The 22864-nt window shown below is 59.4% G+C and carries 26 protein-coding genes and 3 tRNA genes; 19 read left to right on the top strand and 10 right to left on the bottom strand.

Annotated elements, in window-relative coordinates:
* Window positions 1–1117: 1117 nt before the first annotated feature.
* Entirely contained in the window at window positions 1118–1525 is a 408-nt protein-coding gene (locus BP737_RS02470; RefSeq protein ID WP_292410765.1) for a hypothetical protein, read from the bottom strand.
* A gap of 367 nt (window positions 1526–1892) precedes the next feature.
* Between BP737_RS02470 and BP737_RS02465 the strand changes: the two genes are divergently transcribed.
* Complete coding sequence (locus tag BP737_RS02465; protein ID WP_292410764.1) at window positions 1893–2198, top strand: winged helix-turn-helix transcriptional regulator; 306 nt, start codon at window positions 1893–1895, stop codon at window positions 2196–2198.
* Window positions 2199–2569: 371 nt separating this feature from the next.
* Here BP737_RS02465 and BP737_RS02460 read toward each other — a convergent pair whose 3' ends face one another.
* The 3 genes from BP737_RS02460 to BP737_RS02450 all read right to left on the bottom strand — a co-directional run bounded on the left by BP737_RS02460 (window position 2570) and on the right by BP737_RS02450 (window position 4330).
* Window positions 2570–2782: a hypothetical protein gene (locus BP737_RS02460; protein WP_292410763.1), complete on the bottom strand. Its 213-nt coding sequence runs from the start codon at window positions 2780–2782 to the stop codon at window positions 2570–2572.
* 55 nt (window positions 2783–2837) lie between these two features.
* Window positions 2838–3041: a hypothetical protein gene (locus tag BP737_RS02455; RefSeq protein WP_292410762.1), complete on the bottom strand. Its 204-nt coding sequence runs from the start codon at window positions 3039–3041 to the stop codon at window positions 2838–2840.
* A gap of 311 nt (window positions 3042–3352) precedes the next feature.
* Window positions 3353–4330, bottom strand: a complete 978-nt coding sequence (locus BP737_RS02450; RefSeq protein ID WP_292410761.1) for an AEC family transporter — start codon at window positions 4328–4330, stop codon at window positions 3353–3355.
* Window positions 4331–4542: 212 nt separating this feature from the next.
* On the opposite strand from BP737_RS02450, the gene BP737_RS02445 reads away from it, so the two are divergent.
* Entirely contained in the window at window positions 4543–5736 is a 1194-nt protein-coding gene (locus BP737_RS02445) for a D-arabinono-1,4-lactone oxidase (RefSeq protein WP_292410760.1), read from the top strand.
* Entirely contained in the window at window positions 5733–6107 is a 375-nt protein-coding gene (locus tag BP737_RS02440) for a sensory rhodopsin transducer (RefSeq protein WP_292410759.1), read from the top strand. Before BP737_RS02445 ends, BP737_RS02440 begins: the two co-directional genes overlap by 4 nt.
* Before the next feature lie 165 nt (window positions 6108–6272).
* On the opposite strand, the gene BP737_RS02435 is transcribed toward BP737_RS02440, so the two are convergent.
* Window positions 6273–6542, bottom strand: a complete 270-nt coding sequence (locus BP737_RS02435; protein WP_292410758.1) for a type II toxin-antitoxin system RelE family toxin — start codon at window positions 6540–6542, stop codon at window positions 6273–6275.
* Between BP737_RS02435 and BP737_RS14860 the strand changes: the two genes are divergently transcribed.
* Complete coding sequence (locus BP737_RS14860) at window positions 6541–6801, top strand: hypothetical protein (RefSeq protein WP_422655806.1); 261 nt, start codon at window positions 6541–6543, stop codon at window positions 6799–6801. The two genes, BP737_RS02435 and BP737_RS14860, sit on opposite strands and share 2 nt — an antisense overlap.
* A 98-nt stretch (window positions 6802–6899) precedes the next feature.
* Here BP737_RS14860 and BP737_RS02425 read toward each other — a convergent pair whose 3' ends face one another.
* Window positions 6900–7565, bottom strand: a complete 666-nt coding sequence (locus BP737_RS02425) for a dihydrofolate reductase family protein (protein WP_292410757.1) — start codon at window positions 7563–7565, stop codon at window positions 6900–6902.
* Between the two features lie 153 nt (window positions 7566–7718).
* On the opposite strand from BP737_RS02425, the gene BP737_RS02420 reads away from it, so the two are divergent.
* From BP737_RS02420 to BP737_RS02410, 3 genes are all read left to right on the top strand, one after another.
* Window positions 7719–8933, top strand: coding sequence for a deoxyguanosinetriphosphate triphosphohydrolase family protein (locus tag BP737_RS02420; RefSeq protein ID WP_292410756.1), 1215 nt, complete (start codon window positions 7719–7721; stop codon window positions 8931–8933).
* A 122-nt stretch (window positions 8934–9055) separates the two neighbouring features.
* The gene (locus BP737_RS02415) at window positions 9056–9397 is read left to right on the top strand and encodes a hypothetical protein (RefSeq protein WP_292410755.1); all 342 of its coding nucleotides are present in this window, start codon (window positions 9056–9058) and stop codon (window positions 9395–9397) included.
* Between the two features lie 226 nt (window positions 9398–9623).
* Window positions 9624–10457 carry an esterase/lipase family protein gene (locus tag BP737_RS02410; protein ID WP_342685858.1) on the top strand — a complete coding sequence of 278 codons (834 nt, stop codon included), beginning with the start codon at window positions 9624–9626 and terminating at the stop codon, window positions 10455–10457.
* Here the strand turns inward: BP737_RS02410 and BP737_RS02405 are convergent.
* Window positions 10411–10701 carry a hypothetical protein gene (locus BP737_RS02405; RefSeq protein WP_342685853.1) on the bottom strand — a complete coding sequence of 97 codons (291 nt, stop codon included), beginning with the start codon at window positions 10699–10701 and terminating at the stop codon, window positions 10411–10413. The two genes, BP737_RS02410 and BP737_RS02405, sit on opposite strands and share 47 nt — an antisense overlap.
* A 159-nt stretch (window positions 10702–10860) precedes the next feature.
* Between BP737_RS02405 and BP737_RS02400 the strand changes: the two genes are divergently transcribed.
* The 5 genes from BP737_RS02400 (at window position 10861) to cysE (ending at window position 15854) form a co-directional block, all read left to right on the top strand.
* Window positions 10861–10932 (top strand) — tRNA-Cys (locus BP737_RS02400).
* A 17-nt stretch (window positions 10933–10949) separates the two neighbouring features.
* A complete protein-coding gene (pscS, locus tag BP737_RS02395) occupies window positions 10950–12329 on the top strand; it encodes an O-phospho-L-seryl-tRNA:Cys-tRNA synthase (RefSeq protein WP_292410754.1) in 1380 nt (459 codons plus the stop codon).
* 84 nt (window positions 12330–12413) lie between these two features.
* A complete protein-coding gene (gene metX / locus BP737_RS02390) occupies window positions 12414–13883 on the top strand; it encodes a homoserine O-acetyltransferase MetX (RefSeq protein ID WP_292410753.1) in 1470 nt (489 codons plus the stop codon).
* Window positions 13884–13958: 75 nt separating this feature from the next.
* Window positions 13959–14888: a cysteine synthase A gene (cysK, locus tag BP737_RS02385; RefSeq protein ID WP_292410752.1), complete on the top strand. Its 930-nt coding sequence runs from the start codon at window positions 13959–13961 to the stop codon at window positions 14886–14888.
* Window positions 14889–14906: 18 nt separating this feature from the next.
* Window positions 14907–15854 (top strand): serine O-acetyltransferase, encoded by a 948-nt coding sequence (gene cysE, locus BP737_RS02380; protein WP_292410751.1) that lies wholly within the window; start codon window positions 14907–14909, stop codon window positions 15852–15854.
* Window positions 15855–15882: 28 nt separating this feature from the next.
* On the opposite strand, the gene nadA is transcribed toward cysE, so the two are convergent.
* A complete protein-coding gene (gene nadA / locus BP737_RS02375) occupies window positions 15883–16872 on the bottom strand; it encodes a quinolinate synthase NadA (protein ID WP_292410750.1) in 990 nt (329 codons plus the stop codon).
* Between the two features lie 51 nt (window positions 16873–16923).
* Between nadA and BP737_RS02370 the strand changes: the two genes are divergently transcribed.
* From BP737_RS02370 to BP737_RS02360, 3 genes are all read left to right on the top strand, one after another.
* On the top strand, window positions 16924–17271 hold the full coding sequence (locus tag BP737_RS02370) for a hypothetical protein (protein WP_292410749.1): 348 nt from the start codon (window positions 16924–16926) through the stop codon (window positions 17269–17271).
* A gap of 116 nt (window positions 17272–17387) precedes the next feature.
* On the top strand, window positions 17388–17582 hold the full coding sequence (locus BP737_RS02365; protein ID WP_292410748.1) for a MoaD/ThiS family protein: 195 nt from the start codon (window positions 17388–17390) through the stop codon (window positions 17580–17582).
* Between the two features lie 4 nt (window positions 17583–17586).
* The gene (locus BP737_RS02360; protein WP_292410747.1) at window positions 17587–18522 is read left to right on the top strand and encodes a TIGR00269 family protein; all 936 of its coding nucleotides are present in this window, start codon (window positions 17587–17589) and stop codon (window positions 18520–18522) included.
* Here BP737_RS02360 and larE read toward each other — a convergent pair.
* Window positions 18519–19313, bottom strand: a complete 795-nt coding sequence (larE, locus tag BP737_RS02355; RefSeq protein WP_292410746.1) for an ATP-dependent sacrificial sulfur transferase LarE — start codon at window positions 19311–19313, stop codon at window positions 18519–18521. The two genes, BP737_RS02360 and larE, sit on opposite strands and share 4 nt — an antisense overlap.
* The gene (locus tag BP737_RS02350) at window positions 19310–19639 is read right to left on the bottom strand and encodes a transcriptional regulator (RefSeq protein WP_292410745.1); all 330 of its coding nucleotides are present in this window, start codon (window positions 19637–19639) and stop codon (window positions 19310–19312) included. Before BP737_RS02350 ends, larE begins: the two co-directional genes overlap by 4 nt.
* 237 nt (window positions 19640–19876) lie before the next feature.
* Between BP737_RS02350 and BP737_RS02345 the strand changes: the two genes are divergently transcribed.
* The 4 genes from BP737_RS02345 to BP737_RS02330 all read left to right on the top strand — a co-directional run bounded on the left by BP737_RS02345 (window position 19877) and on the right by BP737_RS02330 (window position 22214).
* Window positions 19877–19948, top strand: a tRNA-Cys gene (locus tag BP737_RS02345).
* 196 nt (window positions 19949–20144) lie between these two features.
* Window positions 20145–20894, top strand: a complete 750-nt coding sequence (locus BP737_RS02340) for a HesA/MoeB/ThiF family protein (protein WP_292410766.1) — start codon at window positions 20145–20147, stop codon at window positions 20892–20894.
* Window positions 20891–21169 (top strand): MoaD/ThiS family protein, encoded by a 279-nt coding sequence (locus BP737_RS02335; RefSeq protein WP_292410744.1) that lies wholly within the window; start codon window positions 20891–20893, stop codon window positions 21167–21169. Before BP737_RS02340 ends, BP737_RS02335 begins: the two co-directional genes overlap by 4 nt.
* 973 nt (window positions 21170–22142) lie before the next feature.
* Window positions 22143–22214: transfer RNA gene (locus BP737_RS02330), tRNA-Cys, on the top strand.
* The last annotated feature ends 650 nt before the right edge of the window (window positions 22215–22864 follow it).

Genomic DNA, 22864 nt, shown 5'->3' with positions numbered 1-22864 from the left:
CGCGAGAGTATTGGGATGACCTCAACAATATATCTATGCCAATGCCCCCGAAGAGGCCTGCCGCTACCTCATAAAATATGGCCACGTTGATGGAGTCTATGAAGACGAGCAAATTGCATACGATGTCCGCCGGACAGTAGCCAGCAGGCTCCGGGATGGGGTTCCGCGCAGGCAGGTCGTGGAAGAAGTGTCAATCCTGTACGGCATCCCGCCGATCTGCGTCGAAGAGGTCGTCGAGGGCATCCCAGTTTAGCTCTCGTTGTTTGATCTGGGCGGGTTGTGGTCGTACCCTTCGCGGGTGTGTGGATTGAAATATAGATCTCCTCGGAAAAATCGATCAACTGGCGGTCGCACCCTTCACGGGTGCGTGGATTGAAATCAGGCACGGCGTGCAGATGTCCGGCCACTCGGTTGTCGCACCCTTCGCAGGTGCGTGGATTGAAATCGCACGGTGTCGCTGACGTGCTGCTTTGAGACCCCGTCGCACCCTTCTCGGGTGCGTGAATCGAAAGAAAGGGATCAACCGGCACCCGCGATAACTTTCCTAAAGTTTTTTTGATGAATAACTGTGGAAAATTAGACCCCTCATAACGCTTGTGGAAAAGTTCATATTCTTGTAACCCTCTTTCTCACCCCCGATGAATTTTAGGTAACAGATGTAAAGAAATTCAGAAACCCAGATTATCTTAATCTCTTTAGAATCGTGATATTTGAAGAATCGGCAAGTATATCTCTAAATTTCAAGAAATGTTGATCCGGTGCATCCCAGTGGAAAGACTGATATACGTAGTATGGGAGTGTTACCGTAAGTCGCATCATACACGCGGAAGGTGATGCATCTGAGTGATTATACCATTTGTTTCAACAAAATACGTGATAAAATATTTTTATTTTAGGTAACAAATAACCTCAAAACGTGCCACCCGACATAAAAGCCTATCTGAGAAATCTAAAGATGATGAGAAAGTTTCCCGGATTCCTGAAACCGGCACTCACGAAGCACCGGGGGCCTAACGGGAATAATATATTGCATTTGAATAATATTCATTGTAAAGAAAGTCTACGGATGAAAGGAGAGGATCGATAATTCGATCCTGTGATCCTCGCCTCGGCGCTCTTATGGGTTCGTGTAAAATTTGCCTGAATTCAGACCATAGCCCGATGAAGAGTCCGGGTTGAGAGCCATCGCAATTCCGCTGGCTCCGGAGAGAGCCAAGTAAGCTATCACATAGGCATGAATGATTTCCGGGACAAGTATGCCTTGAAGCGCTAGAACCCCACAGACAGGCACTATTGATACTGTAATGGCAACGCCGCCCATGAGAAGGAGTGCTTGGGGCGGGTTCTGCTTATGGGTTTCTAAAATTAGTTTGATCGACTCTCCAACAATTGTCATGGGTCCAGTGGTCTTAATCCAGTTAAGCAATTTCCTATAGATCACTGCTATCGGTCCCTTGGCAGAACGTAGATTAGAAATGAGCAAATTTTTGATATATCTCAAAATATCCGTCGTTTTCACCTCCATTGCGGGTCTCCTGAGCGCATCACGCGATCAGAGGATCGTGCCAAAGAAAGATATTCTGGTATATAAATCTTTTTTCCACTAAACTATCTAAAGATGATAATAGATTTTCCCGGACTCCGGAAAGATTTCCCTGATTCCGGAAACCGGCACTTACAGAGCACAGTACGTCTAACCGGAATAATATGTCGCACTTGAATAAAATTCATTGTAAAGAAATTCGGCAGTTGATGCTCTCCACGGTTAAAGCCGTAGGCTTTCTCGCACTCCTTGAACCCCGGATCTATAATACGGCATTTTGCATAAGGCCTCATCATGTAGATTGTTTTTATTCAATAGATTTAAATGCCGGCAGGTAGTAAATACTATTATGCAATCCAATCTCGATAAGGGCGATATGGACCGAGCGAATGATGAGTTTGTCCAATTGGCCAGAAAATATAACTTGAACCCACCGATGCTCAAAGAGATTGTGATTCTCCGGAACAGGGGGATGAATAACGCGCAGATCGCGCAACATCTCGGTGTAAACCGTAATACCGTTAATAAATACGTCAATACCCTTGACCAGATGGATCAGGAGGAATTAATCAAACTCCTTGGTCTTATCTGCTTGATAGGGGCAGGAGCATATCTGTTTCTCCAATTCCTAAAATCTCTTGGGGGCAATCAGTAATGATACGGCATCAATTCACAGGGGGGCGGAAAGGACCACCAAGAGCCTTCCGTTCCCAGGTGAGTTAAATGGTTTATTTGGTTAAGCAGCAGAAAACCGTACAGTTGGTTGCAAGGCCCGTGTACAACATCTGCCTGCCGGATAGTGCATTCACAAGGGGCGCCATCCCCGTGTGGCTGGCTATCGGCCTGGTAACGCTTCTGATCGTCGCACAGTGCGTGAACAAGTAAGGTGGGGAAACCCCCTTACTACTCTGTAATATTCTATTCTCAACTAATTAGCTTTTTCCTTGCCCCGAGACCGCGCACTGAAGTGATAAAAAGTCACACCGGGCGGCTGGATTATAGAGCCCGGCGCTATGTTAGCGTAGTTCAAAAACGTCCATACCACTTGTGCGCTTGCTCGATCGGCACCACGGCGAGAACATGAACTTCTTTTTCTGCTTCATAGATGCGATAGAAGGCCGTGAAGGTGTGGCTTATGTGAAGGCGATAGGTGTCCTCCCGTCCCTGCACATACAGGCGTTCCTTATCGCTTCCGCTGCCGGGGAACGGATCTTCTTGAAGGGTCTTCAGTTTCTCCATGACGATCCGGCGACTTTTCGGGCGGAAACTCTGGATACTCTCAAGGGCCTTGCGGTTAATCAGTATCCGGAACGTCAAAGTTCAGCTCCACGAAATCCCCTTCTGCCTCGATGCGATCCATATCCTCGATGAACCGGCGCTTCTTCTCCTGCTCCACCATGTGAGAGAGGAGATCGTCGAACGTCTGTCCCGGGCGTTTGAGCTCGGAGATGTCCTCCCATACCCCCTCTGAGACCGGTATACGCTTAGATGCAGTCATGATAATATTGTAAGTGCTGATCCTATTTACAATGGCGGGTGAAGGCTCTCCCGGCCCGAATTCTGCTTATCAGGCGGCCGGATTATGGAACCCGGTTCTATACATCGCCGTTCGCATGAACATCGGTTTGAAGGTGGAGAGGGGAGCCGGGTCACCGATTTTCATCGGTTGAGCCTGTGGCCGGAATGGCCTCATACGCGTTTGGGACTACCTCAAGGATGCCGAGAACGAGCTCTGCCGTTCCCTCGCCTGCACGGGTATCCCGACAGAGCGGAGCCGAAAGTGCTGAGATATTTCAGCCTCCCCTCCGTTCAGAAGAGCACCGTCGCGATGAAGGGGATGGTCAGGACCGAGCCGAGCGTCGAGATGAAGACGATACTGGACGCCAGTTCCGGGTTCGCTCCGTACTCGCCCGCCAGTAGAGCGCAGTTGGCTGCGGCGGGCATGGCCCCGAGCATGACGACCACACCGATGACGAGGGGGTCCGTGGTGACGGTCCGGAGCACGAGCCAGAGAACTGCCGGGATCAGGAGGAGACGGGTCAGGCTTACCAGGTAGGCCTTCCGATTCTGCACCACCTCCCGGGCGGGAAGGGATGCGAGGATGCTCCCGACGACGACCATGGCGAGCGTGGTTGTCGTACCCCCAAGGAGATCGAGAAGATCGATGAGAGGAGAAGGTATCCTCACGCCGGTGAGGAAGAGAGCAAGGCCGAGGAACGAGGCGAGGATGGCGGGACTGGCCAGCACGCCCGGAGTGAGCCGCCGTCCTGCACTTCCCGCTCCCGTGATCATCAGGACGCCGATCGAGAAGATCAGGACTCGAAACGGGATGTTGAAGATGGCTGCATAAAAGAGACCCTCCGTACCGAAGAGGTTCTCGATGATGGGGAAGCCCATAAAAGCAATGTTTGAGAAGACAAGGACGAACCTGTAGATGCTTGCCTCCTCCGGAGGGCTGTTCAAGAGACCCGGCACGATCCAGGCGATCGGGAGGGACACTGCATAAAATACGAGGATCGCGAGGGCGAGGTCCCGCATCCCCTCGACCAGTTCCGGGGTGATCGGCACCTGCATCGAGGCGACGATGAGAGCGGGAAGGGTCACGTAGAGGACGAATTTGCTGAGATGGCATGTTGTGTTCTGGTTCAGTATCCCGGTGACGCTGGAACCGTACCCTACGCCGAGCAGGAGGAAGAGGATGATGACATTATTTGCAACGTAAAGGAAGTCCATGCTTCTCACCCGGGACGCCGCCTCGATGGCCGGTGGGGGTGCCCGCCACTTCATTTAATACTATCCGGCGGACGCCACGGAGGTGCACTTCGCGGACACCCGGTGCTCCCGGCGGAGCGGACAGGTTTATATACAGAGGGCTGCGTAACTGACCCGAAACCCCGGACACAGGCATCGCCGGGTATCCGGAAACACCCCTGGGGTGGGCGGGCCCGGCCGGATGAAGCGGCCGGACTCTTTGCACCGTCGGGGTTGCGAGGGGTGCTATGACCGAAGAACTGGTAAACTGGTCTGGGAGTCTCCGGTTCACCCCGGGGCGTATCGAGAGGCCGACGAGCGAGGAGGAACTCTCCCGGATCGTTCGCCGTGCGGCGGCGGAGGAAAAGACCGTCCGCCCGATCGGTTCGATGCACACCTCCTCCCCGATATTTGTTACCGACGATATCCTCGTGTCCCTGGCGCACCTTCGGGGTGTCGCGTCGTACGATCCCGGGCAGAGCGAGGCCACGGTGCTGCCGGGGACGCCCCTCCACGTTCTGGGCGACGCCCTGCACGCCCACGGACTCGCCGTGCCGAACCTCGGCGACATCGACGTGCAACAGGTGGCGGGGGCGATTGCCACGGGAACGCACGGAACGGGGCGCAGCATGCAGAGCCTCTCCTGTATGCTCGTCGGCGGACGGCTCCTCACCGCCGCGGGGGAGATCATGGCGTTCTCTATCGAGGAGGACCCTGAGTTCGTGCGTGCGGTGCGGGTCTCGCTTGGCACGCTGGGCATCTTCACCGCCCTCCGCCTCCGCCTCCTGTCGGCATACGATCTCCGGCGACGGGAGTGGTGCACGACGATCGACCGGTGCTGCCTCCACCTCGAAGATCTGATAGCGGAGAACCGGAACTTCGATTTCTACTGGTATCCGAGGAGCGACACCGTAAAACTCCGGACCTGGAACCGGCCCGGCGAAGGGCCCGACGATATCCCATACGCAACCCTCGTCGAGGACAGGACCGGTCCGGCACACCGAATGCTCTCGAAGAGCCGCAGCCTCAAGTTCCACGAGATGGAGTACGCGCTGCCTGCAAAGACAGGCTACGAGTGCTTCGAGAGGGTGCGGACGGCCGTGCTGGAGAAGCACCGCAGGAACGTCGGGTGGCGGGTGCTCTACCGCACCGTCGCCCCGGACGACTCCTGCCTCTCGGTGGCTTCCGGGCGCCCGACGGTCACCATCTCCCTTCATCAGAACGCAACGCTGCCTTTCTGGGATTACTTCCGGGATATCGAGCTGATATTCGTGGAATACGGAGGGCGGCCTCACTGGGCGAAGAAGCACACGCTGAAAGCGGACGACCTCCGGCCGCTCTACCCGGAGTGGGACCGGTTTAGGAAGATCCGCCGGCAGATGGACCCCGGCGGCGTATTCATGACTCCTCCCCTTTACGACCTGCTGGAGGGCGGCGAATGAAGCCGATCGGCCGCACCCTCTGGGTGGTGCCCGGCGGGCATATTCCCCTCTACAGCACCGGGAAGGAGCCCCGTTGCACCAGCAACGACTCCCTCTCCGTCCTCAACGCCACGGATCGGGACGCACACCTCCAGATCACGATCTTCTACACTGATCGCGACCCGGTGGGCCCCTATCCGCTCGACGTGGCAGCGGAGCGCGTCCGGAACTTCCGGTTCAACGACCTGATCAACCCCGAGGCGATGCCCCTCGACACGGACTACGCGGCGGTGATCGAGTCGGACGTGCCGGTCGTGGTCCAGTTCAGCCGGCAGGATACGGGCAGGGCTGAGAACGCGATCTGCACCACGATGGCGTTTCCGGGAGAGTGACGGAGGGCGGAGCGGCCTCCCTCTTGTGCTGTCAAAAACGGATAACGCCTCCTCGCACACCAGGACCCTCGGCCTGGTCTCCTGTGTCACCGGGGCGCTTCTCACCGGCTTTGCCGCCGCCAAGAAAGAGTGAAGGCCGGCCGATAATTTCCGATCCGGAGCTCTTCAGGGAAAGACGCTATAGATCTCTTCACGGCTCTTCACGCGGTAGAAGATGAGAATTTCGTCCTGTCTCCGGCAACCTCTCCGGTATTGTCCCACCCGAATCCGGTAATAATCCTGATAGCCCCGGGTCTTCTGGACGTCGAACTCTGCAAGAAAATTCTCCGACGCCGGGATCTTCTCGAACACCAGAGCCTCGATTCTTTCCCGATAGTCCGGATGGACCTTTGCCAGATCCTTCAAAAACGTCTTCTTATAGCGGCAAAGGGCCATGCTATCGCTTCTTCATACGCGCATAGCACTGCTGAGCCTCGTTGAGCGAGAGGGCCTCTTCTTCCTCGACCTCTTCCATAGAGAACGCAAGCCCGTAGTCCTCGAGGAGTTCCTCGATCTTCTCGAAGGTCTCGATGTCGAGAACGACCCCGACCTTTCTGTCGTCGTCGGCTACGATGTATTGCCGTTTGATATTGATTACCGTCCATCACCCCTGCCGCTCTCTCGTCTGCACGGGTATCTTGGAAGAGTAGAATAATAAATGTTGAGGTGTTCCGGTGCTCTGCCGCATCTGAATGACTGGAGCCGCAGGTAACTTTCCGGCAGGGCACCGACCGGGAGGTCGGGATCGCCCGCTCACCTCTTTGCCGTATACACCGGGTGAACGGTGCCCCGCTCCATCGGCACGGCCTTCTGCAATTTCAGCGCCACCCGGTCCTCGATCCGGTCGAACAATCTCTTCTCTCCGTCGCCTCCGATGACCGGGTGGACGATCAGGCTGATCGTATCTGCGATCCCCTCCCGGATCAGGACGTCGTTTAGGTCGGGGCCGGAATCAGAGACCACACGCGCGACCCCGAATCGCTCCCGGAGTTCCCGGAGCGCCGCCCCAAGATCCACCCGCTCCCTACCGCACCGTATGAACGGATACTCCCGCTCGCGAAGGTAGTCGAGGTAGTCTTCCGGCGTTGTCTCCGCGACAAGGACGATGACATCCCGGGTGTATTTCATGTTCCGGTAGAAGTGGAGCAGGTCTTTGAGCACGCCCCTGCTGTCGACGAAGACGCTGACGGGACGGCGGTCGTCCGGTTGCATTTCGGGTCGATGCCGGTCGATTTCCGACTCCGACTGCGTGATATCGAGGAACATCTCGATCCCGGATTTTGCCGTGGCCGAACCCACAAGGACCGCTCCCGGTTCGAGGGCGAGAAGTGCGCCGTAGTGCAAGGTCAAGTCAACGTCGAAGCCCCTTACAGCGTGGTCCAGGCTCACGCTGTTGTGGATGATTACTTCAGGATACATGCCGGGAGGTTGCAACTGCCGGAATATAAGACACATGGACCCGCCTCAACGCCGGACGCCTTCGGGTAAAAGAGAAAACCCTATCCCCTCTCCCTGCCGAGAATTCCTTACTGGAAGACCTCAGGACAGGAGTACCGTCCCGGAGGATACCCGATGGAGATCCCGAAAAGCATCTACGACCGGATGACCCGGAACATGGCCGCCCATGAATCACTCCTCTCGTCTCGGGCGACCAGAAACGCCGATTACCTGCGGAGGTCCGGTAAAAGACCCGAGGAACCGGTGATCCGTCCGCCGTACTTCCGGGATGCCGACCGGATCGTCCACTCGAAGGCGTATTCGCGCTACATCGACAAGACCCAGGTCTTCTACCTCGTCGAGAACGACCACATCACCCACCGCGTCCTCCACGTCCAGCTCGTCTCCAAGATCGGAAGGACGATTGGAAGAGCCCTCAGCCTGAACGAGGACCTGATCGAGGCGATCTCCCTCGGCCACGACATCGGCCACGTGCCCTACGGCCACCTCGGGGAGCGTTGCCTGGACGAACTCTGCCGGGAGCACAGGATCGGGGGGTTCCGGCACAACGTTCAGAGCGTCCGTTTTCTCGACGGCGTCGAGGGCTGCGACCTCACGGTGCAGGTGCTGGACGGTATCCTCTGCCATAACGGCGAGGTCCACGATCAAAGCCTCGCCGTCGAGGGCGAGGCTGATTGGGATTCGTTTGCCGCGAAATTGCAGAAGATCGAGCGCGGAGGCGACGCCCTCCCCCTCACCGTCGAGGGCTGCGTCGTGAGGATCGCCGACAGCATCTCTTATCTTGGCCGCGACCTTGCGGACGCCCTCGAGGTTGAGGTCATCGGCGACGCCGACCTCGCAGAATTCCCGGAGAGATGTAGAGCTCTCTTCGGGCTCACGAAAAGGGAGGGCCTATCGGGTATCAACCGGACGGTGCTCGACGTCCTCATCAAGGACATCGTCGCGAACAGCTACGACGCCGACTGCATCTCTTTCTCGGCCGAAGCTTCGGCGTGCGTGGCGGCCTTCAAAGAGTTCAATCTGCATCATATCTACGAGAACCCGAGGCTTCTTGCGAACGAGGGGAAGATCCGGTTCATGTTCCGGTATCTCTTCGAGCGTATCTGTGAGGATATCGAGGAGGAGCGCGAGGCCTCGCCGGTCTATGAGGACCTGATCCGGGCGCCGTGGGTATCTCCGGCATATATCGCTGCCGCTCGCCCGGCAGAACTCGCGAGGGATTTCATCGCCGGGATGACGGACCGCTACTTCGAACAGGTCTTCCGGCAGAGCATCCTCCCGGAGAAGGTCCGGTTCAGGTACCGGGGAAGGGACGGACACTTGCCGTGAGACCCGAAAAGACCGTGACCAACGGCCGCATTCCCGGCCGGCAATTCATCATCTTCAACGCTATGAGCGCAATCTGTCAGTTACCTTATTTTTAAATGTCGATACGGCTCATAATACTCATCATGAGCAAGCGAATCCTCATTCTGGGTCTGGTTGCAGTTCTTGTTCTGGCAACCGGCTGCATGGGATTGGGCGGCCCCAACCCCAGGGTCGTGCAGGACTCGGCAACCACGGACATCAGCCTCTCCAAGGGACTCATGTACAACGTCAACGCGGAGGTACAGAACGACGGGGGCGACGGCGATGTCACCGTAACGGCAGCATTGATCGATGAGGAGAAGGGGTTCACCCGCGACCAGGTCTCGACAAAAGTATTCATCCCCGCGGGGGAGACAAAAAGAGTTAGCATCACGCTGGACGGGGACATCGGCAGGAAGTATCAATATCGGATTGAGGTGAGTTAGCCGGCTCGCCGGGCAGTGCCCACGCAAAGGATATCGGGCTTGCCGTTCCGCCTCAAAAGGGGGTACCTGGAAAAGAGACTGATTTACCCTTTTGTGAGACCGTGCTCCGGGTGGATCTCCCGCGAGGGATGACGGCAGGATAGTCCTTCCGTCGAAATCTTCTTCGTAGAGAATCATCAGATCATGAAGGAATGAACCGCTATCAGCGAGATGGAGGCGTAATACCATTCCAGCGAACCTGAGATGCCCGGCCGTCCTGGTCCACGGGTGGCGGAGCCATCCCGGCATCTGGAACCGCCTCGCCCCCGCGCTCTCGGAGGCCGCGGTCCCTGTCTGGAAGTTCGATTATACGCCCGTCCAGGATGCCGGGACGAAGACGATCGCCCTTGCCCTCCGGGACTGCATCCGCACGAAGCGGGAGGAGACCGGATACGACGGCCCGATCGACATCGTCTGCCATTCGCTCGGGACATGCATCGCCCGGTACCTCCTCGAAGTCCTCGACGGCAACAGGCGGGAGGAGCAGGTCCGGCTCCTGGTCGGGATCGGCCCCCCGAACAACGGCTCGGCCATGGCCGAACTCTTCAACGACCCCGACCGGGGTCCTGAGGTAATCCGGCGCCTCGCCGGGGTCTTCGTGCCGGAGGATTACGCCCCCGACGACGACACCATGGTCCAGGAATTCCGGCCGGGGAGCCGGATCGTTGCAGCGCTCCGGGCCGCCGGGACCCGCAACGATATCGCCTACCGGGTCATCCTCGGCGCGAACCTCACCGCGGCCCCGGCGTTCTTTCCGGCCTTCGACGGCAAAACCTGGGAGTTCGCCCCGGGCGGAGGGTGGCGGGCGACGTATGCCGGCGACGGCATCGTCCCCCACAGCGACTCCTGCCTCCCCGGTGCGGCGGTGGACGTGCTCCCGAAGGACCCCGCGAACCTCGTCCGGAACCCGGAGCACTACTGCCACACCCGGTTGCCGAGGAACCCCGAGGTCGTCGCCCGCGTCAGGGAGTACCTCACCGCCTCCGCAGGGCCTGCCGCGCAGACTCCGCCCAGGCGCTAACCGCCTGTTCCAGGTCCTCCCCTGCCTTTCGCGCCGCCTGCTCGATATATTCGTGGCCTTCAGGTGTTCCGAAGAGATGGTGGCCCGCGTTCATCACATCGTTGACCGCCCTCCTGACCGATTGAGATGCCTCGTGCATATGTTCTTTAACGTGGGGAGCGGCCGGTGCCGGTTCGGGTTCCGGCTCGGGGGCAGGGTTAAGGACCCAGCGTCCTCCCTCGAAATGACCGTTAGTCTCACTCATGAGCGGTGATAGGTCCCACCGGGATAAAAAACCTGCTTTTTTGCTCTCTTCTTCTCCTGCTCGTTCTCCCTCACTAGTGTGCGGAATGACCCTAAGGTATAAGTATTCACAATTGTTACCTATCATAGGTATAGTTAACAATTGTTAATCCTGAACCCTGCCGAGGTGGCGGAACGGCTACGCGGTTGACTGCAGATCAACTCTATCCCGGTTCGACTCCGGGTCTCGGCTTTTTGTGAGGTCTCACGATGAAAGAACAGGTTCAGAAGACGTTCGAAGCACTCTTTGCGCTTGAGGATATCCGGGAGGTGCTCCGGGAGGCGCTCCCGACCGGCCCGGACCCCGGCGAAGAGCAGGCAATCCGGGCGGGTGTCGCCCGGGTCCGCGCCATCCTCGACGACCTGGAGGCGGGGACCGGCTCCCCGTCGGTCACGAAGATTGCGGGCAGCCTCGGTATCCGGAATCGGGAGGAGGAAATCATCAATATCCAGCCGATCCAGGCCGCCGGCCGCCTGACCCCCGAGGCGAGGAAGGCGCTCATCGCCTACGGCGACGGCTACTCCACCTGCGACGCCTGCCGCAAGCCCTTCCGTCTCGACAAGATCACCAAACCCCCCATCGCAGCGTTTCACGAAGACCTGGCCCGGTTTCTGAACATGGATGTTGCCCGTGTCGTCTCCGGGGCCCGCAGGGGGTTTCAGGCGGTCACCTCGACGCTCGTCGGCAAGGGCGACCCGGTCATCGTCTCGGCCCTCGCCCACTACACGGAGTTCCTGGCTGTCGAAGGGGCGGGGGGTGCGGTGAAGGAGGTCCCGGTCTCAAAGCAGAACCTGGTCACCCCCGACGCCGTCGCCGAAAAGATCGAGGCCGTTTTACGGGAGACCGGGAAGACCCCGGCACTCGCCATGATCGACCATGTCGACTACCTGTTCGGAAACGTTCACGACGTCGCCGGTATTGGAAAGGTCGTTCACCAGTACGACATCCCCTTCCTCGTCAACGGCGCCTACACTGTCGGCGTCATGCCGGTCGACGGCAAAGCGCTCGGGGCTGACTTCGTCGTCGGGTCCGGGCATAAGAGCATGGCCTCCCCCGCTCCGTCCGGGGTCATCGCCGCCACCGCCGAGTGGGCGCCGCGGGTCTTCCGGACCACGGCAATGACCGGGGACCTCACCCACCGGAAATTCGGCATCAAGGAGGTGGAAATGCTCGGGTGCACCCTCATGGGGGCGAACCTCATCGCCATGATCGCCTCGTTCCCGACCGTCCGGGAGCGTACCCTCCGCTGGGATGAGGAAGTGAAGAAGTCCAACTACTTCATCGACGGTCTCCTTGCCATAGAGGGCACGAAAGTCCTCTCGGAGTACCCGCGGAAACACACCCTCACCAAAGTGGACACTACCGGGAGTTTCGACCGGGTCGCGTCGACTCACGAGCGGCGGGGCTTCTTCCTCTCCGACGAACTCTCCCGGCGGGGAATCGTCGGCGAGTTTGCCGGCGCCACCCGGACATGGAAGTTGAACACCTTCGGCCTTTCCTGGAAGAAGATCCGTTACCTGACGGAGGCTTTCCAGGAGATCGCCGCGAAGTACGATCTCCCCCTTGCAACCGGGACTGGACCAGCATGAGCACGAACCACTGCCGGACGGGCGCGTCTGCCCTCTGCGATGATATCATCGAAGCCCTCAATCAGGCGCTCGGGGATGCGTGAGATGCCCGGATCAGTCGGCACCGTGAGGACGGAATACGCCACCTTCCCCGCACCCCTCACCCTCGAGAGCGGCGCGGTCCTCGCGCCGGTGACGATCGCCTACGAGACCTACGGGCGGTTGAACCGGGAGAAGAGCAACGCGATCCTGGTCTGCCATGCTCTCACCGGGGATGCGCACGCTGCCGGTTTCCACGAAGGCGAGACCCGGCCCGGATGGTGGGACGGCGTCGTCGGGCCCGGAAAGGCCTTCGACACCGACCGCTACTATGTCATCTGCTCGAACGTCATCGGCGGGTGCAAAGGGTCAACGGGGCCGGCTTCCGCTAATCCCGCAACGGGACGGCCCTACGCTCTCACGTTTCCGGTGATCACGATAAGGGACATGGTCCGGGCGCAGAAGCGGTTGATAGAGCACCTCGGGATCAATTGCCTCGCTGCGGTGGCCGGCGGTTCGATGGGGGGGATGCAGGCGCTCCAGTGGGCGGTCGCCTACCCGGAGGCGGTTCGGAAGGTGATCGCCATCGCCACGACCGCACGCTCAACCGCCCAGCAGATCGCCTTCAACGAGGTCGGGCGGCAGGCGATCACGACCGATCCCGCATGGGCGGGTGGAGACTACCCGGCCGATTCTCCGCCGGTGCAGGGACTTCGACTCGCCCGGATGATCGGGCACATCACCTACCTCTCCGACGGAGCGATGCGCGAGAAGTTCGGGCGGAACCTGCAGGACCGTGAATCCGTCGGCTACGGGTTTGCCACCGAGTTCCAGGTCGAGAGTTACCTCCATCATCAGGGCGACACCTTCACCCGGCGGTTCGACCCCAACTCCTACCTCTACATCACCCGGGCGCTCGACTACTTCGACCTCGCTGTGGACGACTCACTCGCCGCCGGCTTTTCCGGAGTGAAGGCCTCGTTCCTGGTCGTCTCGGTCTCATCCGACTGGCTCTACCCGCCGTATCAGTCCGAAGAGATCGTCAATGCCCTGGCGGCAAACGGGGTCGACGTCCAGTACTGTGAGATCCGATCGAACTACGGGCACGACGCCTTCCTCCTCGAGAACGGGCAGTTGAACTACCTTATCAGCGCGTTCCTCGATCACCTGCTCGTCCGGGACGTTATGGAGACCGGTGCCCCGACCATCGTCGAACGGGCCTCCATTAACGATGCAGCCAGGATCATGATCGAGAATGCCGTCAATCACCTTCCCGTGCTTGCCGAACGGGGTGATCTCGTCGGAATCGTCACCTCCTGGGATATCGCGAAAGCGGTCGCCTGCGGTTACGGAAGCCTCGACGAGATCATGTCCCGCTCGGTTGTCACCGCCTCCCCGGACGAGTCGGTCACGGAGGCCGCTCGAAGGATGGAGGAGCGCTCGATATCCGCTCTTCCCGTCGTCGACGCCGACCGGCGGGTGATCGGCCTCATATCGAGCGATGCCATCAGTACGCTGATAGGGCGATGCGCATAACCTTCGAGGGACGGCGGGGAGATGTCGGTACGGCTGATTCAAATACCATGATTGATTGAAAGGAGGCTGATATTTATGGGAAAGATATATCATGATATCACCTGGACGATCGGGAACACGCCGCTCGTCCAGTTGAACCGCGTGACGGAAGGCTCCCGGGCGACGGTCCTCGCCAAGGTGGAATCGTTCAACCCGATGGGGAGCGTGAAAGACCGGATCGGGATTGCGATGATTGATGAAGCCGAGCGGACCGGGGAGATCCGGAAAGGCACGACGATCATCGAGGCGACGAGCGGAAACACGGGGATTGCACTCGCATTCGTCTGCGCGGCCCGCGGATACCCGCTTATACTGGTGATGCCCGAGACAATGAGCATAGAGCGGCGTAAACTCCTCGCAGCGTTTGGCGCTGAGGTCGTCCTCACGCCCGGGGCCGAGGGGATGGGAGGTGCGGTCAACCGTGCGGCCCGGATCGCCGCCGAAAAGCCGAACACCTACTTCGTGCCCCGGCAGTTCGATAACCCGGTAAACCCTGCCATCCACCGCCGGACGACGGCCGAGGAGATCTGGCGGGATACCGACGGGACCGTCGACGCCGTCGTCGCCGGCGTCGGAACGGGCGGGACGATCACCGGGATCGCCGAGGTCATCAAGGCGCGAAAACCCTCCTTTAAGGCAATCGCCGTCGAGCCTGCCGAATCTCCCGTCCTCTCGGGCGGGCCGGTCGGCCCGCACCGCATCCAGGGAATCGGGGCGGGGTTTGTGCCGAGCGTCCTCAGGACCGACCTCGTCGACGAGATACTTCAGGTCGCCTCCGCGGATGCCTTTGCCATGGCCCGCCTGCTTGCCGCGAAAGAGGGGATTCTTGCCGGCATCTCGTCTGGAGCGGCAGTCCACGCCGCCTGCGCGGTCGCCGCCCGGCAGGAGTTCGAGGGGAAGGTGATCGTCGTGATCCTCCCGGATACCGGCGAGCGTTACTTGTCGACCGATCTCTTTGAAGCGTGAAGTTATGGGTGAGATGCGGTGAGCATCAGGGAAGACATCCGGACGGTCTTTGAAAAAGATCCGGCGGCCCGGTCGACGCTTGAGGTGATCTTCTGTTACCCGGGCCTCCACGCGGTCTGGGCGCACCGGATCGCGCATGTCTTCTACTGCCACCGGCTCTACTTTCTGGCCCGGCTCATCTCACATCTCGCCCGGGCGCTGACCGGGATCGAGATCCACCCCGGCGCGAAGATCGGCCGCCGGGTCTTCATAGACCACGGTTCGGGCGTCGTGATCGGGGAGACGGCGGAGGTCGGCGACGACGTCCTGATCTACATGGGCGTGGTGCTTGGCGGCACCGCGCTCGAACGGGTGAAACGGCATCCGACCATCGAGGACAACGTCGTCATCGGGACGGGAGCGAGCGTCCTCGGTCCCGTCACCGTCGGGCGCGGGGCGAAGATCGGAGCAGGTTCGGTCGTCATCCGCTCCATCCCCGCCGGCGCGACGGTCGTGGGCGTTCCGGGCAGGATCGCCGGCCCGAAGTGCCCCGGGGAGCGCGACCTCGACCACGGCGACCTTCCCGACCCGATGCTCCGGGTGGTCAGCCGCCTGCTCGACCGGCAGAACCGGATCGAGGAGCGGCTCCGGGCCATGGAACGGTCCGGGGTGTTTGCCGGCGCCGGAAAACGCCAGGAGGAGATCGCGCTTGAGGAGGATGTCCGGAAGGCGCTCAAAGAGGTGATCGACCCGGAGGTCGGGATCGACGTCGTCGACCTCGGCCTCGTCAAGGGGATCACCGTCCAGGACTCATCGGTGCTCGTGGAGATGGTCCTGACCACCACCGCCTGTCCGCTCGTCGACTACCTTACGGAGCAGGTCCGGCGCCGGGTGCTCGACGTAAACGGCGTCCGGGACGTCGAGGTGCAGGTACTCGACGAACCCTGGGACTGGGACCGGTTCGTCAGGCAAAAGGGACGCTCTTAGGGAACTCTGAAACCCGTTCGAAATTATATCAGGGAAGGTTCAGCATCCGCTCGATTGCCACCCGCGCCCGGGCGGCGATATCCTCCGGGACCAGCACCCGCGGTTCGAGGTGTTCCAGGGCCGCCAGCACCTCCGGTAGACCGGTCTTCTTCATGTTGACGCAGACTGCCCGGCTCGAGAGGGGGTAGAACATTTTTCCCGGGCACCGTTTCTCGAGCTGGTGGAGGAGTCCGACCTCAGTGCCGATGACGAACTCGCGCCCGGGGCTCGCACAGGCGTGCCGAACCATCCCTGAGGTCGAGAAGACGTGGTCGGCAAGGTCGATCACCCCAGGCGGGCACTCTGGATGGACGAGCACCTCGGCACCGGGATGGGCACGGCGTGCGGCCGTCACTTCGTCGGCCGTCATCCGGTCGTGGACGATGCAGTAGCCCTCCCAGGGAAGGATCTTCTTCTTCGTGAACCGGGCGACGTAGCGGCCGAGGTTTCTGTCCGGGAGGAAGATCACCTGTTCCGCTGCGAGCGACTCGACGACGGCAACGGCGTTTGCGGAGGTGCAGCAGATGTCGCTCTCTGCTTTGACCGCAGCGGAGGTGTTGACGTAGGCGACGACGGCGGCCTCCGGGAAACGTTCGCGGAGCACCCGCACCTCGCCGGCGGTGACCATCTCGGCCATGGGGCAGCAGGCATCGATTGCGGGGAGAAGGACGGTCTTCTCCGGCGAGAGGATTGCGGCCGTCTCGGCCATGAAGTCGACGCCGCAGAAGACGATGACATCGGTATCGATCGTCGCCGCTGCCCGTGCGAGTTCGAGCGAGTCCCCGACGAGGTCGGCGGCCTCCTGAACCGCGGGGACCTGGTAGTTGTGTGCGAGGATGACGGCGTTCTGCTCCTCCTTCAACTCGGCGATCCGTTCGATGAGCGTTTGATCGAGACTGGTAGACGGGATGGTATCACAACCTCTTCTGGTCAGGGTGTAATCTTGTTCACAACTGTTATCCCTGTGTACACTTAACAATTGTTAATGTGTGGCACGGCTGGATTTTCCGGCCCCCACGGAGGAGATCTCATGGCGCGAATTTTATCCGAACGGGACACGATGATCCTGAAGAAAGCCGCTCCGGAGTGCACGGGGCTGGCCTGTGCGGGTTCGGGGGGGCCGTATCGATCTATTCTTCCGCCGCTTGCGAACCATTACGCGGCTGATTCCGCCGATTTCCGGGAGCGGCTGGAGCGACTTGACGACGACGACCTCCGATATCTCACCGGGCTGATACTTGATGGAAGCGAGAGTCTCGGGTGTGTCCCTCCCGGGTATATCGAGGTCTTCCTCACCTTCATCGCGGATCGGCTCGGTCGGGATGCCGCTCTCTCGATCCTGCAGCACTACGAGAGCGAGGATGGGTGCGTCCCCTGACCTGCAATACATCGACTGGAAGGGAGATCCACGGTCTGCTGTTGAGGGCGTATCTGCCGTATTCTTGCTGCTTAGAGGATATTTATGGGGTAGCGGGATCAACGCTCTAGAGACGTATGCGGATCATTCTTCCGAATAAAAGCGCGCGGACGGTCTCCCGCCCCCCCATACCGATAGAGGAACTCCTCCTTGAACTCGGGATCAACCCGACGACCGTGATCGTCGTGAAGAACGGCAGAGTCGTCCCCGAGGACGTGACGGCGGGAGAGGACGACGAGATCCAGGTCATCCAGTTCTCGCACGGCGGGTGAACCGGTGCCTCCCGCGGCGAACCGGTGCTCCCGGTGCAGTGAACCTGCGGTCGTTCACCTCATCGAGCCGGAGCGGCGGTTATGCGCCAGTCACTTCATCGAAGACGCCGAGGCTCGCGTCTTCGCCGCCATGATGCGCGGACAAATGGTATCCCCGGGCGATCGGATCGCCGTCGGCCTGAGCGGGGGAAAGGACAGTACCACCCTCCTCCTGATGCTCCACCGCTTCCTGCCAGCGCTGGGAGGAAGCCTCATCGCGGTCACCGTCGACGAAGGCATCGCAGGCTACCGCGAGGAGACGATCACGGCCGCAAAGGCTCTGACGGATGAACTCGGCGTCGAGCATGTGATCGTCACGTTCGTCGATATCTTCGGAGACGATCTCGACAGGATACTTGCCGGAAGGGAGGGGCGGGCCTGCACCGTCTGCGGTGTGCTGCGCAGGCGTGCGCTCGCCGAAGCGGTAAAGCAGATCGGTGCGACGAAACTTGCTACCGGCCATAACCTCGACGATGAGGCGCAGTCGGTCCTCATGAACGTGCTCCGCGGCGACCTGCCTCATATCATCCACGATACCTCGACCGGGCAACCCGGGCACTTCGTCCCGCGGATAAAACCGCTCTCTGTCCTCTCCGAGAAAGAGATCACGACCTACCTGCTTCTCCGGGGTTACTTCCGCGACCTGCCCGAGTGCCCGTACGCCGTCACCGCGCTCCGGTCGGAGGTGCGGTCGATGCTTGCCGGGCTGGAGCACCGCCACCCGGGCACGATGGGCCGCCTCCTGCAGTTCCGCGACGGGGTCCGGCGCTCGGCCCGCCCGACGGAGCCGAAGGGCCCGCCCGGCACCTGCCGCATCTGCGGCGAACCCACGACCGGCGAGGTCTGCCAGGTCTGCCGGCTGCTCGGGCGAAAAGAAAAATTTTCTCCCCCGGGAGCCTAAAGCACCTCGTCCATGCTCCCGCTTCGGTATCCGATGAGGTCGAGCGCGATGTAGGAGAAACCGGCCTCTTCGAACCCGGCGACGATCGTCTCGCGCTCCATAAGAAGGTGCTCCATCTCCTTCGGTTCGACCTCGATCCGCGCTATCGTTCCGTGGCACCTGACCCTGACCTGGCCAAAGCCGAGTTCATGGAGGAGTTCTTCGGCAGATTCTATCATTCCAAGCTTTATATCGGTGATCTCCTCTCCGTAGGGTATGCGGGAAGAGAGGCAGGCGGCCGAAGGTTTGTTCCAGAAGGGGAGGCCGCTTTCCCGTGCAATGCGCCTGATATCCTCCTTTGTCAGACCGGCCTCGATGAAGGGATGCACCACTCCTTCTTCAGAACTTGCCGCAAGGCCGGGGCGATGCTCGGCCGTGTCGGAGAGATTGATCCCGTCCGCAACGACGGCAAAGCCATATTCTTTCGCCTTCTTCTTCAGGATTGCCGCATCCTTCTTCTTGCAGTAGTAACAGCGGTCCGGGGGGTTCTTCCGGAAGTTTTCGTCGAGATCGGGCGCGCGTACAATCTCGAACGACAGGCCGAATTCCTTCGCAATAGCCTCTGCCTCCGCGATCGCCGCTCTCGGCACGAGCGGGCTGTCGAGGAGGATGCAGTGTGCCTTATTCCCGAGCACTTCTTCGGCAACCACCGCGAGAAGCCCGCTATCCACGCCGCCGGAGAAGGCAACGAGCATCGAACCCTTCCCTGCGATCTTCTGCTCAAGGAGGGCTCGTTTCGGATCGTTTCTCATGGTTCCGGAGATTCCTGCCCGGTCCCGCACCGGTCACCCTCGCCCCGGACCTGCTTGCAGATCTCGCAGATCCGGTTGCCGAGGTTCTCCACCCGTCCTTCCTTGAGGTCCCATGCAAGAGACCTGATGGCTTCCTTCGCCTCTTCATTGAACTCTACGCGATATCCACGTCTTCCCGAGAGATACTGGGAGACCGCGGAGGGAGCGATCTCCATCAGCCGTGCTGCCTGGGTCTGGGAGACCCCGCATTTTACAAGGTCCACCGCGATTGCCGCCCGAATTGCAGGCAGGACGCCCCATATAATCTTCTGACAGGGTAAATCCATTGACGGTTACCTCATGTGTGCTGCCCGAAATGTGATCTCGTCACAATTGTGAATGGGTGTGAGAATACAAAATGATTTTGTACATCTGCATCAGCGGGGTCGGCCCCCCACCAGAGTCCTCGATGATGATATTGAGTCCCTATTCACCAAAATGTGGAAAGAATTGCCTGAAGAAGAACTATAATAGTGTGGGAGGGAGCATAGAAATATAGCGGGTTCACAATTGTGAACCCCTGTGCCAGGGTGGCGGAGTGGCTACGCGGTTGATTGCAGATCAACTTTATCCCGGTTCGAATCCGGGCTCTGGCTCTTTGCGACTGGCCTCGATTTAATGCAGGAGGCCGATCCGGCAGTGCCGGTGCCGCGGAGCAAATTTGAAATATCGGGCTTACTCCTGTGAGGGCGGATGCGGGTGCGGTGAAGAGTCTCGTTCCCGCTTAGTTTCGGGCGTTTGCACTCGAAGAACCGAACCGTCTGAATGACATTCCAGGAAGAGAGGATGCTGATGCTTTCACAGAATGAACGTGAACGATATTCACGACAGATCATGCTCTTTGGCGAAGAAGGCCAGGAGCGGCTGAAGAATGCGACGATATTCATTGCCGGGGCGGGCGGGCTCGGCTCCCCCATCTCCATCTACCTTGCCGTCGCAGGAGTTGGGAGGATTATTCTTGTTGATAAGGATACCGTGGAGCGGACGAACCTGAACCGTCAGATCCTTCATTACGACCGGGATATCGGCAGGAAGAAGACGGCATCCGCGCAGGAGAAACTGCGGGAGATCAACCCGGACGTTGCCGTGGAGGTTATCGATACGACGATCGACGAGACGAACGTGCGCGACCTCGTAGGGGAGGCCGACGGGATCGTCGATGCGATGGATAACTTCCCTCTCCGCTACCTGCTCAACCAGGTTGCCTTTGAGAAGAAGATCCCCCTCTTTCACGGTGCAATCCGGGGGTTCTACGGGCAGGCAACCACGATTCTTCCCGGAAAAACCGCATGTCTTCGGTGTACGTTCCCGAACCCCCCGCAAAAGGAAGTATTTCCGGTCGTTGGGGTTACGCCGGGATTCATCGGCATGGTGCAGGCCACCGAGGTGATCAAATACCTTGTCGGGACGGGCGAGCTGCTTGCAGATCGTCTTCTCCTCTGGGATGGGGAGCGGTCTGTGGTGGAAGAGATTGCACTTGAACGGAACCCGTCCTGCGAGGTTTGCGGCGGGAGGACCAGACACGGGGGAGATGCACTATGAAAGTTACTCTTCGTTTCTTTGCCCGGTTCGGGGAACTGCTCGGAAAAAGCCGGGTCGTCGATGCACCGGAGAATACGTCGCTTTCCGATCTTATACGGGATGCTGCGTCGCAGAACAGCGAAGGCTATGGATCGATCTTTGACGAACACGGAGCGTTTCGTGATTTTGTTATCCTGATGCGGAATGGAAAAAGGGTTCCGGCTGCTGCTGCGGACAGGACTCTCCTCTCCGAGGGAGACGAGGTGGCTGTCTTTCCGCCGGTTGCGGGAGGCTAACGGATACGGAGCCCCGCCGGGTTGTTTGGGGCTTGCTTCGTGGGCGACTCCGCATCTCCCGGCGCTGCCCTTTTTTTCTCTCAGTTGTTTTGCGGAACGGGATGAGCGTCACCTTGAATGATACTTTTTCGGGACCGATTTCAGGCGTCTCTTTGAGAACTGCCGCAATCGTGCAGGTTGCCGGGTCGTAAAGCCAGCAAATAGTGGAGAGTTGTGACCTCCTGCAGGCCGGAGTTTCGGAATGGTGCGGCGTTCCTGATCGGCAAAAGGAGAACGTGTTGTGAGGTTTTCAGGAAATTATGTCTGGGAGAGGGGGAAGATTCGCCTTTTCGGCGGGCTGCTCTCCTCCTCCCTCCGGCCCGGTGCTGAGAGTCTACTTATTCTGCCTGAGCCATCTGTCGAGGTCCACGCTTGTTATGGTGTCGGTATGGAACCTTCTCGTTTCAGGCCCTATTTCCCGGGAGTCCGGGTCCTCCTGTCTGAGGGATTGGCTGCCTGATCGGAGAATCCGAACGTTTCGTCTGTGCATTATGTTCACCTTCGTATGAAGTTCTGTTTTTTAATCGACCGGTTCTGTCCGCAAAAATATGTGGCCGTATCTTTCGCGACGCTTTCACGGAGTTCTCTTTGGTACGGCCGATACAGCGGCCCGAAGACGCAAGGGCCGCTGTCCGGTACGCGGGAGGTTAGGCAATCACAGGCGACAGTATTCTTTCGCGCCCCGTGCACTGCGTCCCGTAGCGGTAAATCCCACCTGGTTTTTCCCTCTCCTGGCGGGTACCTCTCCGAAACGCGGCATCGGTGTACGCATGATCATCCCTATTCACAATTGTGAATACTCTCTATATCACCGGCTTAAAGATAACCGTTGGGAAAGCGGCAAGATTACACGGCAAAGTTTGCCAAAATGTCCGTATACTTATGGATCGATGTCCTACAGATAGAGTAGACCACTCGAAAATGGACCGACCCTGCCAGGGTGGCGGAGTGGCTACGCGGTTGACTGCAGATCAACTCTATCCCGGTTCGAATCCGGGCCCTGGCTCTTACTCTTCTTTCAGCATTTGGATCGCTGATGCGACGCTATCCTCTCTCTGCAAGGAAGCGTATCTTTTGTTGTGTTCGTCTCAAACCCGGTCAACCACACCGGTCTACCGGTCCTGTCAACTACCCCCGACTGAAAGTCGGAGGCATGATACCGTAGATGGCATCATGCTCTTTACAGGCTTCGCGATTCCACCTCTCCCCCGCGTGTTGGGGAGCGGACCGCAATAGGCCGGTTGACGGCGGCCCTGGCAGCAATGTCGCTGCACTGTGGTGTCGTTTGCGCCGGTGTATAGCCGTGATCCGCAGGAGATGCTCCTGCTTCGTGCCTTCCATGGCGCAACAGATATTAAGTATAGCCGTGCGCGGGGTGAAAGTGTAACGGGATATGCGAAGGGCCGATTCCTCCCACGACTTAAGTCGCGGAAATCCTCGGCCAATTTTCTTGAGTCGAGCCTTCCTCGGGGCACCGTGACCGCCCCGGGTCGCCGCATGGCGGATCGCCTTTTGGCGGTGACGGTGCGTTATCTCCTGACCGGGAGCCACTCCGGTCATCCGATCAGCAGGAGAACCGGAAAAAATCGCCTCTTTGAGAATCTATTTGTATGCGCATAGCTTACATACGATCTGGCGTTCACAATTGTGAACGTA

This window comes from Methanoculleus sp. UBA291, from assembly GCF_002499755.1.
GTDB lineage: Archaea > Halobacteriota > Methanomicrobia > Methanomicrobiales > Methanoculleaceae > Methanoculleus > Methanoculleus palmolei.
Note: the sequence above shows the minus strand (reverse complement) of the source record. Positions and strands in the feature narration are given on the sequence as shown.

Coding starts and splice junctions, on each gene's coding strand:
- BP737_RS02460 (WP_292410763.1), bottom strand. CDS start 2,782: ATGGAGAAACTGAAGACCCTTCAAGAAGATCCGTTCCCCGGCAGCGGA.
- pscS (WP_292410754.1), top strand. CDS start 10,950: ATGAAAGAACAGGTTCAGAAGACGTTCGAAGCACTCTTTGCGCTTGAG.
- BP737_RS02350 (WP_292410745.1), bottom strand. CDS start 19,639: ATGGATTTACCCTGTCAGAAGATTATATGGGGCGTCCTGCCTGCAATT.
- BP737_RS02465 (WP_292410764.1), top strand. CDS start 1,893: ATGCAATCCAATCTCGATAAGGGCGATATGGACCGAGCGAATGATGAG.
- BP737_RS02450 (WP_292410761.1), bottom strand. CDS start 4,330: ATGAAGTGGCGGGCACCCCCACCGGCCATCGAGGCGGCGTCCCGGGTG.
- BP737_RS02440 (WP_292410759.1), top strand. CDS start 5,733: ATGAAGCCGATCGGCCGCACCCTCTGGGTGGTGCCCGGCGGGCATATT.
- BP737_RS02340 (WP_292410766.1), top strand. CDS start 20,145: ATGCTTTCACAGAATGAACGTGAACGATATTCACGACAGATCATGCTC.
- metX (WP_292410753.1), top strand. CDS start 12,414: ATGCCCGGATCAGTCGGCACCGTGAGGACGGAATACGCCACCTTCCCC.
- BP737_RS02370 (WP_292410749.1), top strand. CDS start 16,924: ATGGCGCGAATTTTATCCGAACGGGACACGATGATCCTGAAGAAAGCC.
- BP737_RS14860 (WP_422655806.1), top strand. CDS start 6,541: ATGCTATCGCTTCTTCATACGCGCATAGCACTGCTGAGCCTCGTTGAG.
- BP737_RS02365 (WP_292410748.1), top strand. CDS start 17,388: ATGCGGATCATTCTTCCGAATAAAAGCGCGCGGACGGTCTCCCGCCCC.
- BP737_RS02455 (WP_292410762.1), bottom strand. CDS start 3,041: ATGACTGCATCTAAGCGTATACCGGTCTCAGAGGGGGTATGGGAGGAC.
- BP737_RS02415 (WP_292410755.1), top strand. CDS start 9,056: ATGAGCAAGCGAATCCTCATTCTGGGTCTGGTTGCAGTTCTTGTTCTG.
- BP737_RS02470 (WP_292410765.1), bottom strand. CDS start 1,525: ATGGAGGTGAAAACGACGGATATTTTGAGATATATCAAAAATTTGCTC.
- cysK (WP_292410752.1), top strand. CDS start 13,959: ATGGGAAAGATATATCATGATATCACCTGGACGATCGGGAACACGCCG.
- BP737_RS02420 (WP_292410756.1), top strand. CDS start 7,719: ATGGAGATCCCGAAAAGCATCTACGACCGGATGACCCGGAACATGGCC.
- BP737_RS02445 (WP_292410760.1), top strand. CDS start 4,543: ATGACCGAAGAACTGGTAAACTGGTCTGGGAGTCTCCGGTTCACCCCG.
- BP737_RS02425 (WP_292410757.1), bottom strand. CDS start 7,565: ATGTATCCTGAAGTAATCATCCACAACAGCGTGAGCCTGGACCACGCT.
- larE (WP_292410746.1), bottom strand. CDS start 19,313: ATGAGAAACGATCCGAAACGAGCCCTCCTTGAGCAGAAGATCGCAGGG.
- BP737_RS02435 (WP_292410758.1), bottom strand. CDS start 6,542: ATGGCCCTTTGCCGCTATAAGAAGACGTTTTTGAAGGATCTGGCAAAG.
- BP737_RS02405 (WP_342685853.1), bottom strand. CDS start 10,701: ATGAGTGAGACTAACGGTCATTTCGAGGGAGGACGCTGGGTCCTTAAC.
- BP737_RS02335 (WP_292410744.1), top strand. CDS start 20,891: ATGAAAGTTACTCTTCGTTTCTTTGCCCGGTTCGGGGAACTGCTCGGA.